The following is a 20842-nucleotide window of genomic DNA, read 5'->3' as shown; positions in this document are numbered from 1 at the left end:
TCGTGTTCTGATTGCGAAGGGCGTCGGGCCGGAGGATCGGGTCGCGATCGCGATTCCGCGTTCGGCCGATTCGGTTCTCGCTCTGTGGGCAGTGGTGAAAACGGGTGCTGCATTCGTGCCCGTCGACCCGACGTATCCGGTTGACCGTATCGCCCACATGATCTCCGATTCCGGTGCGGTGCTGGGTCTTGCGCTCAGTGACGTCGAGGCAGGATTGCCGTCGGCGTTGACGTGGGTTGTTCTCGACGACGAGAAGACAGTGGCGGCGTGCGCGGCAGAATCTTGCGCGCCGGTGAGTGATTCGGATCGACGCAGTGCGATCGACGAGCGGCAGCCTGCTTACGTCATCTACACCTCTGGCACCACGGGTCTGCCCAAGGGCGTTGTGGTCACCAATGCGGGTGTGGCGAACTTCTGCGCCGAGCAGGTCGAGCGCTATGCGCTGACCGCGGATGCTCGAACGCTGCATTTCGCCTCGCCGAGTTTCGATGCTTCTGTTCTCGAGTTGCTGATGGCATTCGGAGCAGCATCGACGATGGTGATTGCGCCGACGACGGTGTACGGCGGCGCGGAATTGGCCGAGATCTTGCGCTCGGAGGGCGTGACGCATGCGTTCGTGACGCCCGCTGCGCTGGCATCAGTGGATCCGAGCGGGCTCGACGCGTTGCGGGTGGTTGTCGTCGGTGGCGAAGCCAGTTCGCGGTCTCTCGTTGCCAAGTGGGCGGTGCCGCTTCCGGATGGCGGTGTGCGTGGATTCTTCAATGCGTACGGTCCGACGGAGTCGACAGTCGCCTCGAACATCAGCGATACGCTGACCGCGTTTGATCGTATGAACATCGGCGGCCCGATTCGGGGAATGGCCGCGCGGATCTTGGACGGCCGCTTGCAGCCCGTTCCGGTTGGTGTCGCAGGTGAGTTGTACGTGTCGGGTGTTCAGGTCGCTCGTGGATACCTGGGACAGCCGGCATTGACAGCGGGTCGTTTTGTCGCAGACCCGTTCGGGGCGCCGGGAGAGCGGCTGTACCGCACGGGTGACGTGGTCCGGTGGATCGACGGTGGCGCAGTGGAGTACGTGGGCCGCAGTGACTTCCAGGTCAAGATCCGTGGGTTCCGTATCGAACTCGGCGAGATCGAGGCCGCGCTGACCCGTTGCGCGGGCGTTGCGCAAGCTGTTGCTCTCGTTCGTTCCGACGATCACTTCGGAGATCGTCTCGTTGCATACGTCGTGCCGCAGGCCGGCGCCGAGGTGGATCCCGCACAGGTCATCGAGTCGGTGTCGACGTTCCTGACCGGCTACATGGTCCCCGACTCGGTACTGGTACTCGATTCGATTCCGTTGACCACCGCGGGCAAGACGGACATCAAGGCTCTGCCCTCGCCCGTGTTCGAGTCCAAGGTGTACCAGGCGCCGATCACGACCGTCGAAGAGACTGTCGCGCAGGTGTTCTCCGAAGTTCTCGGAGTCGCACAGGTTGGCCGCGACGATGATTTCTTCGAACTCGGCGGCAACTCGTTGATCGCGACCCGTGTCGCCGCTCGGCTGGGAGAGGCGCTCGACACAAGCGTTCCGGTTCGTGCGCTCTTCGAAGCGTCGACCGTGCAGTCACTCGCCGTCCGGCTCGAGCTGCACGCCGGTTCGGGCGCCACCGCCCCACTGGTGCAGCAGCCCCGGCCAGCTCGGATCCCACTTTCGTTGGCACAGCAGCGCATGTGGTTCCTGAACAGGTTCGAACCCGCGTCGGCAGTGAACAACGTCCCGGCGGCGATCAGGATTTCGGGCGCCCTCGATGTGGCAGCTCTTGACGCCGCCGTGATCGATGTCGTGGGCCGACACGAATCACTGCGAACTGTGTATCCAGACGTCGACGGCGTCGGCTATCAGGACGTCCTCGACGTCCAAGACGTTGTCGTCGATCTCAGCCCCGTGTCGATCACGGAAGATCGCCTGGCTGCGGGCGTCGCCGAGCTGGCGACAGTCGGCTTCGACGTGACGTCCGAAGTCCCGTTGCGCGCCAAGCTTTTCAAAGTCGGCGACAGCGAATACGTTCTGGTGTTCGTCGTGCATCACATCTCGACCGACGGTTTCTCGATGGGTCCGTTGACCCGTGACGTGATGGTTGCCTACGAAGCACGTACACGAGCGTCGGTGCCGGCTTGGACGCCGTTGCCGGTGCAGTACGCCGATTACTCGTTGTGGCAGCGTGAGGTTCTCGGGTCCGAGGACGATCCGCGGTCCGTGATCGCGAAGCAGATTGCGTTCTGGTCGGATGCGTTGGCTGATCTTCCGGAGCAGTTGGATCTGCCTGCCGATCGTCCGCGTCCCGAGGTCGCTTCAGGGCGCGGAGCCGAGGTCGAGTTCGATATCGACGCCACCCTGCACGAAGCTGTCAATTCGATTGCGCACAGCAGTAACTCGACACCATTCATGGTTGTTCACGCAGCGCTCGCCGTCGTACTTTCTCGTTTGTCCGCAACGACCGACATCGCGATCGGTACACCGATCGCGGGTCGCGGTGAGGCGCAGCTCGACGATCTGATCGGTATGTTCGTCAACACTTTGGTGTTGCGTACCGAGGTTGATCCGTCGATGTCGTTCACGGATCTGTTGGCGTCGGCGCGTGAAGTGGATCTACAGGCGTTCGCGCATGCGGATGTTCCGTTCGAGCGTGTGGTGGAGGTTCTCGATCCGGTTCGTTCGCAGGCTCGTCATCCGCTGTTCCAGGTGGCATTGACGTTCCAGAACCACGAACAGACAACGCTCGAACTGGGCGACCTCGAAGTGTCGATCGAAAGTGCCGATCTTGCGCTGGCGAAATTCGACCTCCAGTTGACCCTGACCGAACGAACCGACGAGGCCGGCGCACCCGCCGGAATGTCCGCCTCTTTGACGTATGCGACGGATCTGTTCGACGAGTCGACCGTTGTGGAATTCGGTGATCGGCTGGTAAGGACCTTCCGTGCGGTGACTGCTGATCCCACCGTAGCGGTGGGTGACGTTGACATCTTGGTCGATGGAGAACGAAACCTGCTGTCCCGCTTCAGTGCCGGCCAGATCGATCGTGGTGTGGATTCGACGTTGTCGGCGTGGTTCGATGATGCTGCTGCGCGGTTTGGTGATCGGGTTGCGGTGCGGTTCGGTGGCGAGTCGTTGTCGTATGGTGAGTTGTCGGTGCGGGCTAATCGTTTGGCGCGCAGGTTGATTGCTCAGGGTTGTGGTCCGGAGTCGTTGGTGGCGGTGGCGTTGCCGCGGTCGGCGGATCTTGTGGTGGCGTTGTTGGCGGTGGTGAAGTCCGGTGCGGGGTATTTGCCGGTGGATCCGTCGTATCCGGCTGATCGTGTCGAGTTCATGTTGGCTGATGCTGCTCCGGTGGCTGCGATTTCGTGGTCCGGGCGTGAGTTGGTATTGCCCGCTGGTTTGCCTGTGGTTGATATCGACGCGGTGGATTTGTCGGAGTTCGATGGTTCGGTGGTTTCGGATGCGGATCGTGTTGCGCCGTTGCGGTCGTCGAATGTTGCGTATGTGATTTACACGTCGGGTTCGACGGGTCGCCCGAAGGGTGTGCAGGTTCCGCACACGACGGTGGCGAAGTTGTTTGCGAATACTGAGAGTGTGTACGGGTTCGACGAATCCGATGTGTGGACGATGTTCCACAGTTATGCGTTCGACTTCTCGGTGTGGGAGTTGTGGGGTCCGCTGTTGTACGGCGGCACGTTGGTGGTTGTGGATTATGTGACGTCGCGGTCGCCGGAGCAGTTCTTGGAGTTGCTTGCTGCTGAGCGGGTGACGGTGCTCAATCAGACGCCGTCGGCGTTCTATCAGTTGGCCGAGGCTGATCGGTTGGCGTCGGAATCCGGTCGGGCTGCTGAGTTGTCGTTGCGGTGGGTTGTTTTCGGCGGCGAGGCGCTCGAGCTGCGTCGCTTGTCGGATTGGTACGGCCGCCGCGGTGACTTCGCGCCGACGTTGGTGAACATGTACGGCATCACGGAGACGACGGTGCATGTGAGCCATCGTGTGTTGGATGCTGCGTTGGCGGCGGATGCGTCGGCGAGTGTTGTGGGTCAGGCTATTTCGGGTCTGCAGGTGTTCGTGCTCGATACGCGTTTGGCTCCGGTGCCTGTTGGTGTCGCGGGTGAGATGTATGTCTCTGGTGTTCAGTTGGCTCGGGGTTATCTGGGTCAGGCGGGGTTGACGTCGACGCGGTTTGTGGCGAATCCGTTCAATGCCGGCGAGGTGTTGTACCGCACGGGTGACGTCGCGTCGTGGAACAGTGCTGGTGATTTGGAGTATCTGGGTCGCGCGGATGATCAGGTGAAGATCCGTGGATTCCGGATCGAGATCGGTGAGATCGAGTCTGCGGTGTTGGCGGATGTGTCGGTGGCGCAGACGGCGGTGGTTGTTCGTGAGGATTCTCCGGGTGATCAGCGGTTGGTGGCGTATGTGGTTCCGGCTGCGGGTGTGAGCGTTTCGGTCGACGATGTCCGCACCAGTGTGGGTTCGTTGTTGCCGGAGTACATGGTGCCGTCGGCGTTTGTGGTGTTGGATGCGATTCCGTTGACGGTGAACGGGAAGTTGGATCGTCGGGCGTTGCCGGTTCCGTCGTTGCAGGTTGCGGTGTTCCGTGCTCCGACGTCGGTGGTGGAAGAGGTTGTTGCGCAGACGTTTGCGGATGTTCTGGGCGTCGAGCGTGTTGGTTTGGATGATGATTTCTTCGCGCTCGGTGGTAATTCGCTGATTGCGACGCAGGTGACGTCTCGGTTGGGTCAGGCGTTGGATGCTTCGGTGTCGGTGCGGGAGTTGTTCGAGGCGTCGACGGTGGAGGCGTTGGCTGCTCGTTTGGGTTCTCATGTCGGTGGCGGTTCACGTGCGGCGTTGACTGCGCAGGTGCGTCCGGTTCGGGTTCCGTTGTCGTTGGCGCAGCAGCGCATGTGGTTCCTCAACCGATTCGACACCGATTCTGCTGTCAACAATGTCCCTGTTGCCGTTCGGCTCACGGGTGCGCTCGATCTGGCGGCCCTGAATTCGGCAGTTCACGACGTTATCGGCCGCCACGAGGTTCTGCGCACGGTCTACCCCGAGGTCGACGGCGTCGGCTACCAGAAGATCTGCTCGGTAGAAGATGTCTCGATCGATCTCGGCGCAGAACGCGTCACAGACGACCGAATCCAGGCGGAGCTGTATTCGTTCTTCGCCCAGGGTTTCGATGTCACTGTCGAGGTTCCGTTGCGCGCCAAGCTTTTTCAGGTCGCCGATGACGACTTCGTGTTGTCGTTCGTGATGCATCACATCTCGACCGACGGTTTCTCGATGGGCCCGCTGACCCGCGACGTCATGACCGCCTACTACGCCCGAACCAACGGCCAGGCTCCGACCTGGACGCCGTTGCCGGTGCAGTATGCCGATTACTCGTTGTGGCAGCGTGAGGTTCTCGGGTCCGAGGACGATCCGCAGTCCATGATCGCGAAGCAGATTGCGTTCTGGTCGGATGCGTTGGCTGATCTTCCGGAGCAGTTGGATCTGCCTGGTGATCGTCCGCGTCCCGAGATTGCTTCAGGGCGCGGCGCCAATCACAGTTTCACCATCGAACCGCAGCTGTGGTCTGAGCTGGACGAACTGGCCAAGGCAACGAACGCAACTCCGTTCATGGTTGTTCACTCGGCTCTGGCGGTGCTGTTGGCACGACTGTCCGCGACGACCGACATTGCGATCGGTGCCCCGATCGCGGGTCGTGGTGAAGCCGAGCTCGATGACGTGATCGGTATGTTCGTCAATACCTTGGTGCTGCGTACCGAGGTTGATCCGTCGATGTCGTTTGCCGAGTTGTTGGCGTCGGCGCGTCAGGTGGATTTGCAGGCGTTCGCGCATGCGGATGTTCCGTTCGAGCGTGTGGTGGAGGTTCTCGATCCGGTTCGTTCGCAGGCTCGTCATCCGTTGTTCCAGGTGGCGTTGACGTTCCAGAACCTTGGACAGAGTGCTCTCGAACTGCCCGGACTCACCGCCGCTGCTGTGGAATTCGACGCAGCACTGGCCAAGTTCGATCTGCAATTCACACTTGAAGAAGCCGCTGACGCCGGTATGTCCGGCACCCTGACCTACGCGACGGATCTGTTCGACGCGTCGACAGCGGCCGAGTTCGCTGATCGGTTCGTGTCCGTCCTCCGTGGCGTTGTCGCGAATCCGGCCGCTGCCGTTGGCGACGTGGATGTTATGACCGCCGGTGAGTTGGATCGCGTTCTGTCATGGAGCGACACGGGTGTCGACAGTGGTGTGGATTCGACGTTGTCGGCGTGGTTCGATGATGCTGCTGCGCGGTTTGGTGATCGGGTTGCGGTGCGGTTCGGTGGCGAGTCGTTGTCGTATGGTGAGTTGTCGGTGCGGGCTAATCGTTTGGCGCGCAGGTTGATTGCTCAGGGTTGTGGTCCGGAGTCGTTGGTGGCGGTGGCGTTGCCGCGGTCGGCGGATCTTGTGGTGGCGTTGTTGGCGGTGGTGAAGTCCGGTGCGGGGTATTTGCCGGTGGATCCGTCGTATCCGGCTGATCGTGTCGAGTTCATGTTGGCTGATGCTGCTCCGGTGGCTGCGATTTCGTGGTCCGGGCGTGAGTTGGTATTGCCCGCTGGTTTGCCTGTGGTTGATATCGACGCGGTGGATTTGTCGGAGTTCGATGGTTCGGTGGTTTCGGATGCGGATCGTGTTGCGCCGTTGCGGTCGTCGAATGTTGCGTATGTGATTTACACGTCGGGTTCGACGGGTCGCCCGAAGGGTGTGCAGGTTCCGCACACGACGGTGGCGAAGTTGTTTGCGAATACTGAGAGTGTGTACGGGTTCGACGAATCCGATGTGTGGACGATGTTCCACAGTTATGCGTTCGACTTCTCGGTGTGGGAGTTGTGGGGTCCGCTGTTGTACGGCGGCACGTTGGTGGTTGTGGATTATGTGACGTCGCGGTCGCCGGAGCAGTTCTTGGAGTTGCTTGCTGCTGAGCGGGTGACGGTGCTCAATCAGACGCCGTCGGCGTTCTATCAGTTGGCCGAGGCTGATCGGTTGGCGTCGGAATCCGGTCGGGCTGCTGAGTTGTCGTTGCGGTGGGTTGTTTTCGGCGGCGAGGCGCTCGAGCTGCGTCGCTTGTCGGATTGGTACGGCCGCCGCGGTGACTTCGCGCCGACGTTGGTGAACATGTACGGCATCACGGAGACGACGGTGCATGTGAGCCATCGTGTGTTGGATGCTGCGTTGGCGGCGGATGCGTCGGCGAGTGTTGTGGGTCAGGCTATTTCGGGTCTGCAGGTGTTCGTGCTCGATACGCGTTTGGCTCCGGTGCCTGTTGGTGTCGCGGGTGAGATGTATGTCTCTGGTGTTCAGTTGGCTCGGGGTTATCTGGGTCAGGCGGGGTTGACGTCGACGCGGTTTGTGGCGAATCCGTTCAATGCCGGCGAGGTGTTGTACCGCACGGGTGACGTCGCGTCGTGGAACAGTGCTGGTGATTTGGAGTATCTGGGTCGCGCGGATGATCAGGTGAAGATCCGTGGATTCCGGATCGAGATCGGTGAGATCGAGTCTGCGGTGTTGGCGGATGTGTCGGTGGCGCAGACGGCGGTGGTTGTTCGTGAGGATTCTCCGGGTGATCAGCGGTTGGTGGCGTATGTGGTTCCGGCTGCGGGTGTGAGCGTTTCGGTCGACGATGTCCGCACCAGTGTGGGTTCGTTGTTGCCGGAGTACATGGTGCCGTCGGCGTTTGTGGTGTTGGATGCGATTCCGTTGACGGTGAACGGGAAGTTGGATCGTCGGGCGTTGCCGGTTCCGTCGTTGCAGGTTGCGGTGTTCCGTGCTCCGACGTCGGTGGTGGAAGAGGTTGTTGCGCAGACGTTTGCGGATGTTCTGGGCGTCGAGCGTGTTGGTTTGGATGATGATTTCTTCGCGCTCGGTGGTAATTCGCTGATTGCGACGCAGGTGACGTCTCGGTTGGGTCAGGCGTTGGATGCTTCGGTGTCGGTGCGGGAGTTGTTCGAGGCGTCGACGGTGGAGGCGTTGGCTGCTCGTTTGGGTTCTCATGTCGGTGGCGGTTCACGTGCGGCGTTGACTGCGCAGGTGCGTCCGGTTCGGGTTCCGTTGTCGTTGGCGCAGCAGCGCATGTGGTTCCTCAACCAGTTGGATACGAGCTCGGCAGGGAACAACGTCCCGGTTGCGATAACTCTCACCGGAGAACTGGACGTCTTGGGGCTGGAGCAAGCGGTCGCCGACGTTATCGGCCGTCACGAGGTTCTGCGCACGGTCTACCCCGAGGTCGACGGCGTCGGCTACCAGAAGATCGTTGCACCGGCTGATGTCGACGTGAACCTCGCGGCAACCTCGGTCTCGGATTCGGAGATCGTTTCCGAGGTAACGAACTTCGTAGCGGCAGGCTTCGACGTGACGGCCGAGGTGCCGTTGCGCGCCAAGCTTTTCCAGATCAAGGCCGACGAGCACGTTCTGGTATTCGTGGTGCATCACATCTCGACCGACGGTTTCTCGATGGGCCCGCTGACCCGCGACGTCATGACCGCCTACTACGCCCGAACCAACGGCCAGGCTCCGACCTGGACGCCGTTGCCGGTGCAGTATGCCGATTACTCGTTGTGGCAGCGTGAGGTTCTCGGGTCCGAGGACGATCCGCAGTCCGTCATCGCGCAACAGATCACTTACTGGGCGCAAGCACTGGACGGCGTGCCCGAACAGTTGAATCTTCCGGGGGATCGGGCTCGGCCGGCGGTATTCTCCGGTCAGGGAGCGACATTCGAATTCTCGATCGGTCAGGAATTGCATGAGCGGCTGATCAGCGTGGGCCGGGAACACAATGCGTCGATGTTCATGGTGGTCCATGCGGCTCTGGCGTCGCTTCTCGCTCGTCTGTCGGGAACAACGGACATCAACATCGGTGCACCGATGGCCGGGCGAGGTGAATCCGAACTCGACGATTTGATCGGAATGTTCGTCAACACCCTGGTTTTGCGTACCGAGGTTGATCCGTCGGCGGCGTTCACAACACTTCTGGCCTCGGCTCGGGAAACCGACCTTCAGGCGTTCGCGCACTCGGACCTTCCGTTCGAGCGGCTCGTGGAAGTGCTGGATCCCGTTCGGTCGAGGGCACATCACCCGCTGTTCCAGGTGGCATTGGCATTTCAGAACCTGGGGCAGAACTCGTTGGCTCTGCCCGGTCTGACGGCGGCCGAGTTCGAAATCGACGAGACCGTGGCCAAGTTCGACCTGCAGCTCACGATCAGTGAGGTATCAGAAGGGCTGTCGGCGACGTTCACGTACGCGACGGATCTGTTCGACGAATCGACCGTCCGCGGATTCGCCGCACGATTGATGCGCATTCTGAACGGAATTGCGACGGACCCCGCAACTTCAGTGGGTGACATCGAAATCCTCGACGCGTCCGAGCGTGAGGTTCTGACGAGTCAAAGGGCTTCGTCAGGAGTAGCGCAGGCGCCGTTGGCCGAGATTCTTGCCGACGCTGCTGCGCGCTACCCGGACAACGTCGCTTTGCGCTACCCCGGCACGGCGCAGGCCGCGGCCGGTAGGTCCATGACGTATCGAGAGGTCGACGAGTGGTCGTCGAAGCTGGCCCGCGTTTTGATCAACCGTGGTCTCGGGGCTGAAGATCTTGTGGCGGTGTCGATTCCGAGATCCGTCGAATCGGTACTCGCGGTCTGGGCAGTGTCGAAGACCGGGGCAGCGGTCGTTCCGATCGATCCGCACTATCCGGCAGACCGTATCGCGCACATGCTCAGCGACTCGGGTGCGAAGGTTGGCCTGACCCTCGACGTCGAACGTCCGAATCTCGCCGACGACGTCGAGTGGTTGGTCGTGGACGGACCGCTCGGCGAACAGATGATCGCCGGAGTGTCCGGAGCGCCGATAGATGCCGAGGAACGTGTCCGTCCACTGACGACTGCTCATCCGGCTTGGGTCATCTACACCTCCGGCACGACAGGACTGCCGAAGGGCGTTGTCGCGACCAACGCGGGACTGGCGAGCTTCAGTGTCACGCAGGCCGCGCACTACCTCGTGAAGCCCACCTCGCGGACATTGCACTTCGCGTCACCGAGTTTCGACGCGTCGATGCTCGAGTTGTTCCTCGCGGTGGCCACCGGCGCGACGATGGTCATCGTCCCGCCTGGCGTGTACGGCGGCGACGAACTGGCTGAGGTGTTCCGTAGCGAACGAGTCACGCATGCGTTCATCACACCCGCTGCCCTGGCGTCGATGGACCCGAGCGGCCTGGACGACCTGACGGTGGTAGGCGTGGGTGGCGAAGCGTATTCGCCGGAACTGATCAGCAAGTGGACGACAGGGGACGGATCGGCCGCGTCGGCTTCGGCTCCCAGGACATTCCTGAATGTCTACGGCCCGACCGAGACGACGATCGTGACGAACGTCAGCGTTCCGCTTCTGCCCGGTGACCGAATGGACATCGGCGCCACGATCGGTGACATGGCCGCATTCGTCCTGGACACACGACTCAATCCAGTTCCACTGGGAGTCTCGGGCGAGCTGTATCTGTCCGGTCCTCAGGTGACCCGCGGCTATCATCGTCGTCCAGGCTTGAGTGCCGATCGATTCGTGGCAAACCCGCACGGTAATCCGGGCGAGCGAATGTACCGAACCGGTGACGTGGTGCGCTGGGTCGCTGGAACGGCACCCTCCACCTACGCCGTGGAATACGTGGGCCGCAACGATTTCCAGGTCAAGATTCGCGGTTTCCGTATCGAACTGGGCGAAATCGATGCATCGCTGACGGCACACCCCGAGGTCGAGTTCGCTGCGACGATGGGTACGACCCTGCCGTCGGGTGCCCCGGCGCTGGTGTCGTACGTGTTCACCGGAAAGCACGCTTCGGTCACTTCGGCGGAATTGATCGAATTCGTCTCCAGAACCCTTCCGGCCCATATGGTTCCGGCTTCGGTCATGGTCTCCTCGGACATGCCGCTCAGTCCGGCAGGCAAGCTGGACCGAAAAGCGCTCCCAGCACCGGTTTTCGAGACCAAGGAATTCCGCGCCCCGGTCACCGAGATGGAACAAATCCTGAGCGAGATCTTCGCGGACGTTCTCGGCCTGGATCGCATCGGCACCGACGACTCGTTCTTCGCTCAGGGCGGCGACTCGATCATGTCCATCCAACTCGTCTCTCGTGCGAAGGCACGTGGGGTCGTATTCGCACCCAGTGACGTCTTCGAGAGCAAGACTGTCGCGGCATTGGCCGAAGTGGCGAAGTATGCCGCCGACGTCGAGGCCGCGGTGGTGCTCGAGGAGTTGCCGGGCGGTGGAGTCGGCTGGATGCCGTTGACGCCGATCGAACGATTCATGGTCGAGCGCGGTGGCAGCTACAACCGATTCACACAGACGATGACTCTCGAGCTTCCACTCGGAGTGCAGCGAGCCGACATCGTGCGAACACTCGCTGCAGTCGTCGACCACCACGACATGTTCCGCTCGCGGCTGATCTCCGACGGTCGCGGATGGGGGATGTCGGTCTCCGAGCCCGGAACCGTGGACGTCGAGGATCTGGTCAGCCGCGTCGATGTCGACGCGGCTGCGGACGAGTCGACAATTGTTCTCACGGCTTCCAAGGGCCTCGACGAGGCTCTCGGCCGGTTGAATCCGGCGGACGGCGTAATGGTTCAGTTCGTGTGGGTCGACTTCGGTCCCACTCGCACCGGGCGCTTGATCATTGCTGCACATCACCTGATCGTCGACGGGGTTTCCTGGCGAATCATCGTTCCGGATCTGGTGTCGGCTGCGGCTCAGATGGCCGGGGCGAGCGGAGCGACGGGGGATGTTGCTCTCGAGCCGACCGGTACGTCGATGCGACGCTGGGCTCATGCTTTGTCCGAAGAGGCCCATCGGGATTCGCGTGTGGCCGAGCTGGATACGTGGCGGAAGGTGTTGCAGACACCGGACCCGGTGCTGGGTAAGAGGGCGTACGACTCTGCCGTCGACGTTGCGGCAACGGTTCAGCGGATAAGCGTGACGGTCCCCACTCAGGTGACGGAGACTCTGTTGACCACGCTGCCGGAGGTTTTCAACGGCGGCGCCAACGACGGCCTGCTCGCTGGACTGGCACTCGCGCTGATCGAGTGGCGTCGCCGAGCCGGAATCGACTCGACGTCTGCCTTGCTGCAACTCGAGGGCCACGGTCGCGAAGAAGCCGTGATTCCTGGCGCGGATCTGTCAAGGACCGTTGGCTGGTTCACCGCTGCCTTCCCGATCAGTCTCGATCTTTCCGAGGTAGATCTGGGTGACGCTTTCGCCGGAGGTGATTCGGCGGGACGCGCGATCAAAGCAGTGAAGGAACAGCTTCTGGCGATCCCGGACAAGGGCGTCGGGTACGGACTGCTGCGCTACCTGAACGAAGACACGCGCGCAGTGCTTTCTCGCTTCGCCGGGGGACAGGTCAGCTTCAACTACCTGGGACGAGTTGTCGCCGAGGATCTTCCGGCAGGCGTCGAGGGACTCGGGTGGCTGCCGGCCGGCGATTTCGCCAACGTGTCGGCACCCGAAGACGTCGACATGCCCGCAAACAAGGTCGTCGACATCAATGCGATCGTCAACGACGGCGCAGACGGTGCTGTTCTGGAGGCCTCTTTCGCATACCCCGTCGGTGCCATCGACGGCGAGAGTGTCGAGACATTTGCACAGATTTGGGTCGAAGCACTGACTGCCCTGGCGGAGCATTCTCGCTCCGTCGGAGCCGGTGGACTCACACCGTCCGACGTGCCGCTTGTCTCCGTGAGCCAACGAGATATCGACGGCTTCGAGAATCGATTCGGTACGGTGACCGACATCTGGCCCCTGGCACCGCTGCAGTCCGGTTTGCTCTTCCACGCGATGTTGGCAGAATCCAGCGTCGACCTCTACTCGGTGCAGATGATTCTCACTCTGTCCGGGAAGGTGGATGCCGACCGCTTGCGCACTGCAGCACAGGGAATCATCGACCGTTATGCGAACCTGCGAACGGCATTCACGGCCGACGACGACGGAACGCCGGTCCAGATAGTCCTCGAAGACGTTCCAGTCCCGTGGCGGAACATCGATCTCAGCGATATTGCGGCCGTCGACCGTGAGGCAGCTCTGAACGAAGTTTTGACGGCTGACCAGGCGACACACTTCGACATGGCGTCACCGCCGTTGATTCGGTTCACCTTCGTCACCATGGCGGAGGGGGACTATCGCTTGGTGGTGGCGAATCACCACATTATTCTCGACGGTTGGTCGGTGCCACTGCTCTTGCAGAACCTGTTGGCGCTGTACGCGACGCGTGGTGACGACTCGGTTCTTCCGCGTGTGCGTAGCTATCGCAATTACCTGGCGTGGCTTGTCGATCAGGATCGTGATCGATCACTCACAGCCTGGGCGGATGTGCTTTCCGGCGTCGAAGAGCCGACGCTGCTTGCTCAGGTCACAGGCGGACAGGAATTCACCGCGCTGTCCCAGAAGCTGAACGTGTCGATGTCGTCGGAGACAACCGCGGCGCTCACCGCTCTGGCCGCACGACTCGGGGTCACCGCCAACACGATCGTGCAGAGCGCGTGGGCGGTCCTGCTCGGTGCGTTGACCGGAACCGACGACGTTGTCTTCGGTGCAACAGTGTCCGGCCGGCCACCGGCGCTCACCGGCGTCGAATCGATGGTCGGGTTGTTCATCAACACCCTCCCCGTGCGGGTGCGCCTCGACGCCGCGGAGTCCGTCGAAGAATTGGTTGCCAGGGTCCAGATCGAGCAGGCGAGAATGCTTGATCATCACTATCTCGGTTTGACCGATGTCCAGAAAGCAGCGGACGTCGGAACACTGTTCGACACGTTGGTTGTATTCGAGTCGTACCCGGTCGACCGTGAGGGCCTCGCCGCACAGGCGGATGTTCTCGACGGAATGATGATCGACGACATCGCCTCGGACGATTCCACGAACTACCCGTTGACCCTGCTGATCGCACTCGACGAGCAGTTGCACTTGACGCTGCGGTACCTACCGGACTTCTTCGATGCCGACTACGCAACTGCGTTGCTGGACAGAGTTCTTCGACTGCTCTCCTCCGTAGCCACCGATCCTTCGGTGCGTGTTGGTGACGTTGATATTTTGGATTCTGTTGAGCGTTCGTTGGTGCTCGAGGGGTGGAATGACACGGCTCGTGAGGTTGCGGGTGTGTCGGTGTTGGACGGGTTCGATGCGCAGGTGGCGGCGTCTCCGGATGCGGTAGCGCTCTCGTTCGAGGGTGTGTCGTTGTCGTATGCGGAGTTCGATGCTCGGGTGAATCGTTTTGCCAGGTATTTGGTTTCGGTGGGTGTGGGGCCGGAGTCGTTGGTGGGTGTTGCGGTTCGTCGGTCGGTTGATTTGTTGGTTGCGGTTTACGGTGTGCTCAGGGCTGGTGGTGGGTATGTTCCGGTGGATCCGGATCAGCCTGCGGACCGTAATGGGTATGTGTTGGCGGCGGCGTCGCCGGTGTGTGTGGTCAGTACTTCTGATGTTGGTTTCGATGCTGGTGTGGTGCCGGTGGTCGAGGTTGATGTTGTTGATGTGTCTGGTTTTTCGGATGCTCCTGTCTCGGATGTGGATCGGGTTGCGCCGTTGCGGTCGGGGAATACGGCGTATGTGATTTTCACGTCGGGGTCGACGGGTCGGCCGAAGGGGGTGGCGGTCAGTCATCGCAGTGTGGTCAATCAGGTGTCGTGGTTGGCGGAGCGTTATGCGGTGTCGGGTTCTGATGTGGTGTTGTTCAAGACTCCGGTGACGTTCGATGTGTCGGTGTGGGAGTTGTTTGTTCCGTTGGCGGTGGGTGCTCGGTTGGTGGTGGCTACTCATGACGGTCATCGGGATCCGGGGTATTTGGCGTCGGTGGTGGCGGCGGAGTCGGTGTCGATGGTCTCGTTTGTGCCGTCGATGTTGGAGGTGTTCGTCGATCAGTTGGTCGACACGTCGGAGGCGACGATTTCGCGTCTCGGTGGTGGTGGGTTGGGTTCGTTGCGGGTGATTTTCGCGGCGGGTGAGGCGTTGCCGGCGTCGGTGGTGGGTCGGGTGTTGTCGGTGTTGCCGTCGGTTGAGGTTCATAATTTGTATGGTCCGACGGAGTTCACGGTGCATGCGACGGCGGCGGGTCCGCTCGATGGTGTGGGTGTGGTGGTGCCGATGGGTGCTCCGGTGTGGAATTCGTCGGTGTTGGTGTTGGATTCGCGGTTGCGTCCGGTGCCGGTGGGTGTTGCGGGTGAGTTGTATTTGTCGGGTGTGCAGGTCGCTCGTGGGTATTTCGGGCGGGTGGATTTGTCGGCGGAGCGGTTTGTGGCGAATCCGTTCGGTGGGGTGGGTTCGCGGATGTATCGCACGGGGGATGTGGTGCGGTGGATCGGTGTGTCGGGTGAGCTCGAGTATGTCGGTCGTAGTGATTTTCAGGTGAAGTTGCGTGGTCAGCGGATCGAGTTGGGGGAGATCGAGGCTGCGGTTCGGGATCAGGTGGGTGTGGGTTCTGTTGTGGTGGTGGTGTGGCGTGATCAGTTGGTTGCGTATGTCACTGCTGCGGTGGGGTCTTCGGTTGATGTTGATGTGGTGAAGGTGGGTGTGGGGGAGCGGTTGGCGTCGTATATGGTGCCGTCGCAGTTTGTGGTGTTGGATGCGTTGCCGCTCAATGCTTCGGGGAAGTTGGATCGGAAGTTGTTGCCGGAGCCGGTGTTCGAGGTTGCGGTGTTCCGGGCTCCGGTGACGGCGGTGGAGGAGATCGTTGCGTCGGTGTTTGCCGAGGTGTTGGGTGTTGATCGTGTGGGTCTCGATGACGATTTCTTCGAGCTCGGCGGCAACTCTCTCAACGCCACTCGCACGATCAAACGAATCGCCGACGCTCTCGACACCGAACTTTCGGTTCGAGTTCTGTTCGAAGCATCCACGGTGCAGGATCTCGCAGCACACGCCGAAAGCCGGACCGGGTCGGGTGGGCGAGTCGCGCTGACCGCGGTCGAGCGGCCAGAGCGGATTCCGCTTTCGTTGGCGCAGCAGCGTATGTGGTTCCTCAACCGATTCGACGGGAGTGCAGCGGCATACAACATCCCGATGGCGCTGCGCCTTCAGGGCGATCTTGACGTCTCCGCGCTGAGCGCGGCGATTTCTGATGTGATCGGGCGGCACGAATCACTTCGAACCGTCTACCCGGAAATCGGAGACGGTCCGGTGCAGGTCGTCAAGCCCGTGTCGAGTTGGTCGGACGAAATCGTCGCAGAACCGACTGGCGTGGACGAACTCGAAGGTGAGTTGGTCGCGCTGGCGTCGACGCGCTTCGACGTCACACGCGAGATTCCGATTCGTATCCGGTTGTTCCAGTTGGCTTCCGACGAATACGTACTCGGTGTCGCGATTCATCATATTTCCGCCGACGGTTCCTCGATGGCACCGTTCGCTCGGGATGTCGTGACCGCATACGCCTCGCGGGTTGCCGGGTACACACCGTCCTGGGCTCCTCTCGACGTTCAGTACGCCGACTACAGCCTGTGGCAGCGAGAGGTGCTGGGCAGTGAGGAAGACGCGGGATCTATTGCTTCGCAGCAGATTGCGTACTGGAGCAATGCTCTTGCCGGGCTGCCTGATCAGCTTGCACTTCCCGCCGACCGGCCGCGCCCCGCGACGCAGTCCTTCCGCGGCGGTTACCTGCACTTCGATATCGATGCAGAGTTGCATGCTCGGTTGAGCGGTCTTGCCAGGGCAAACAACTCGACGCTGTTCATGCTCACGCACACTGCGTTCGCGATGTTGTTGGCTCGACTGTCCGGAACCGAGGACATCGCGGTGGGTACACCCATTGCAGGACGTGGTGAGCGGGCACTCGACGATCTCATCGGCATGTTCGTGAACACCTTGGTGTTCCGTACGCAGATCGACAGCGGCGCGCCGTTCCTCGACCTGCTCGGACGTGTCAGGGAGACCGACCTTCAAGCATTTGCACATTCGGACGTTCCTTTCGAGCGACTCGTGGAGGTGCTCAACCCACCGCGTTCGACCGCTCGTCATCCGCTCTATCAGGTCGGCTTCCTCTTCCAGAACATGGAAACCGGAGGGCTCGAGCTTCCGGGGCTCACCGTCAAGGGCGTCGATATCGACAACGGGGTCGCGCAGTTCGATCTTCAGTTGATCGTCAGTGATCGGTACGACGCGAACGGATCTGCAGCCGGCATCACGTCGATGTTCAGCTACGCGCATGATCTGTTCGACGAGTCGACCGTGCAGGACTTCGCCGATCGATTCGTGCGATTGCTCGCGGAGATCGCGTCCGATCCGTCGTTGACCGTCGGCGACTTCGCGCTGCTGGATTCGTCCGAGAGCGACCGGATCCTGAACCGCTGGAACGAGACCGATCACTCCGTCCCGGGAGTCACTCTGGTCGAACTGTTCGACGAGCAGGTCGGTTCGAACCCGGGTGCGGTGGCAGTGATCGCCGGGAACACGTCGCTGACCTACGCCGAGTTCGATGCACGTGTGAACCGTCTCGCACGCCATCTGATTGCAACCGGTGTCGGTCCGGAGTCGTTGGTCGCGTTGGCAATCGAGCGATCGGTCGAACTGCTGGTCGCCATGTACGCGGTGGTGAAGGCAGGTGGTGGATACGTACCGATCGATCCGAACCACCCGGCGGACCGCATCGAGTACGTGTTGACCATGGCAGATCCGGTCTGCGTCCTCACTGCCTCGACCACTGCGAAGAATCCGGCGTTCGGTGATTCCGTGATCGAGGTGGACACGATCGATCTCGCGTCCTACGCGGAAGCGACGGTTACCGATGCGGATCGGATTGCTCCACTGCGAGTGGGCAACACCGCCTACGTGATCTTCACGTCGGGATCGACGGGGCGACCGAAGGGCGTCGCGATCTCGCATCAGGCGGTGGTCAACCAGATTCTCTGGAAGCGCGATCAGTACAGCCTGGACCGATCCGATGCGATGGTGCTCAAGACCGCGGCAACGTTCGACCTCTCGGTCTGGGAGTTCTGGTCGGCACTGACTTCCGGTGCACGACTGGTGATTGCCGAACCCGAAGGTCACAAGGACCCGAGCTACCTGCTCGACCTGATGACCCGGGAGAAGATCACGACGCTCCACGTGGTGCCGTCGATGCTCGCGATGTTGCAGTCGGCATCGGAAAATGGCCTTCCGGAATCACTTCGTCAGGTGCTTGCGATCGGTGAAGCGTTGCCGGCCGCGACCGCGACCGAGTTCGCAGAACTCAGCGACGCCCAGTTGGTGAATCTGTACGGTCCGACCGAGGCCGCAGTCTCGGTGACAGCGCACGTCGTCGGCTCGGACGATACGACCTCGGTGCCGATCGGTGCCCCCGAATGGAACACGCAGGTGTTCGTGCTCGACACACGTTTGCATCCGGTCCCCGTCGGAGTCACCGGGGAGCTTTACCTCGCCGGTGCCCAGCTTGCTCGCGGCTATCACGGGCGCGCGGATCTGACGTCGGAACGATTTGTGGCCAACGTCTTCGGTGACGCGGGTTCGCGGTTGTACCGCACGGGCGACCTCGTCCGGTGGACGGAGAACGGCGAACTCGACTACGTGGAGCGCGCCGACTTCCAGGTCAAGATCCGTGGCTACCGCATCGAACTCGGTGAGATCGAAGCGCTTCTTCGCAAGCAGGCCAGCGTGGACTCCGCGGTGGTGGTGGCCAAGTCGGATGCGCGTACCGGTGATCGACTTGTCGGCTACGTCGTTCCTCAAAGCGGGGAAAGCATCGATGTCGAAACCTTGAAGCGGACTCTTGTGGCTGAGTTGCCGAGTTACATGGTGCCGGCGGCATTGATGGTCTTGGACGAACTACCGCTCAGCATCAACGGCAAGGTCGATCGCAAAGCCCTGCCCGACCCCGAATTCGAGGCGACCGAATTCCGTGCGCCGACCAACCCCGTCGAAGAGATCGTGGCGGGTGTGTTCGCTGACGTACTCGGTGTGGCGAGGGTCGGACTCGACGACGACTTCTTCGAGCTCGGCGGAAACTCTCTCGTCGCGACGCAGGTCGTGTCGAGGCTGGGTGAGGCGTTGGACGCGCAGATTCCGGTCCGCGTGATCTTCGAGGCGTCGACTGTCGGGGCATTGGCGTCGAGGGTTCTCGAACACGCGGGATCTGGTGGCCGCCCACCGTTGGTGGCTCAGGTGCGTCCGCACGAGATTCCGCTGTCGTTGGCGCAGCAACGTATGTGGGTGCTCAATCAGTTCGACAAGACCTCGGGTGCGTACAACATCCCCGTCGCGATCCGGCTGTCCGGCGCACTCGATGTCGACGCACTTCACTCAGCGGTGTCGGATCTGATCGAGCGTCACGAAGTGCTCCGGACGGTATACCCGGACCGGGGCAACGGACCGGTTCAGATGATCCTGCCTCGCTCCGCAGCGGCGGTGGGACTGGAAGTGATCGCAACCGACGAAGCGTCGGTCGCCGAGCAGGTGGCTGACACAGTTCGCGAGGGCTTCGATGTCACGACAGCCGTTCCGTTGCGAATCCGTCTCTTCGAGGTCGACGAATCCGAGCGGGTCCTCGTCGTTGTCATTCACCACATCAGCGGTGACGGCTTCTCGATGGCTCCGTTGATCAGAGACACCATGGTTGCGTACACCGCACGTATCGGCGGGGAGACCCCGGAGTGGGCTCCGCTCGAGGTGCAGTACGCCGACTACACGCTGTGGCAGCGTGATGTCCTCGGATCGCCGGAGGACGCGGACAGTCAGCTGGGCCGTCAACTCGCGTACTGGGTGAACGAGCTCAAGGGCACTCCGGAGCTTCTGGAACTGCCGACCGACCGGCCGCGGCCGGCGCGGGCCAGCATGCGCGGTGCGGAATTCGAGTTTGCCGTCGATTCCGAGACCACGGACCGGCTCGCGACGATCGCACGGGAGCAGAACTCGACAGTCTTCATGGTGGTTCACACTGCCCTGGCCGTGCTGTTGGCGAAGATGAGTGGATCGAACGACATCGCAATCGGTACGCCGATCGCGGGTCGAGGTGAGCGGGCGCTCGACGATCTTGTCGGGATGTTCGTCAACACGTTGGTCTTGCGAACGGAGATCGCGCCTGCTTCGACGTTCGTCGACGTTCTGGCACACGTGAAGGACAAGGACTTGTCGGCATTCGCCAATGCCGACGTACCGTTCGAGCGGTTGGTCGACGAACTGGGGCGAGAGCGCTCTCACGCATACTCGCCGCTCTTCCAGGTCATGCTCACCTTCCAGAACATGGCTCTCGGTACGTTCCAGCTCCCGGGCCTCGAGCTCTCTGCGGTCGACAACGGTTTCGACCAGGCGATGTTCGATCTGCAGCTCACCGGTATCGAGCAATTCGACGATGCCGGGGTGCTGTCCGGGCTGAGGATGCGTTTCACCTATGCGACCGACCTGTTCGACGAATCGACCATCGCGCTTTTTGCGGCGCGATTCGGGCGGGTGCTCGAAGAACTGGTGACCGATCCCGGGGTCGTGATTCGCACGATCGACATCGTGACCGAGCAGGAACGTGAGGAAGCGAGCGCTGCCGAGCCGAAGTCCGCGGCGGACCTACCCGAACTGGCAGCCGCAGCGGCGGCCGCCGATCCTGAGGCAATTGCGTTCACCCACGGTGATCAGGCTGTCACCTTCGGTGAGTTGTCGACCAAGCTCGTTGCCATGCGTACCGCCATGGGGGCTGCTCTCGCCCCCGATGCTCTGGTTTCTGTGTCGCTCGCCGGACTTGTTCCGGGCATCCTGCCGGCACTTGGCGTCGACGGTCTCGCCACACTTGTGAGCTCGGTGATAGCTGACGCACAGTCGGTGTCAGCGGGCCGTGGGGGTACGGCCGGGTAA

General features: G+C 61.7%; 1 protein-coding gene (running past one end of the window). It reads left to right on the top strand.

The window, feature by feature from the left end; all coding sequences use genetic code 11:
• On the top strand, window positions 1-20842 hold the 3' portion of the coding sequence (locus tag G4D79_RS25115) for a non-ribosomal peptide synthase/polyketide synthase (RefSeq protein ID WP_214514508.1). 7904 nt of this gene lie to the left of the window's left edge; the window shows 20842 of its 28746 coding nt (coding positions 7905-28746); its start codon lies off the left edge, out of view; the stop codon is at window positions 20840-20842.

The sequence above is a fragment of the Rhodococcus sp. WY5 genome (genome assembly GCF_018588185.1).
Taxonomy (GTDB): domain Bacteria; phylum Actinomycetota; class Actinomycetes; order Mycobacteriales; family Mycobacteriaceae; genus Rhodococcus_F; species Rhodococcus_F qingshengii.
Note: the sequence above shows the minus strand (reverse complement) of the source record. Positions and strands in the feature narration are given on the sequence as shown.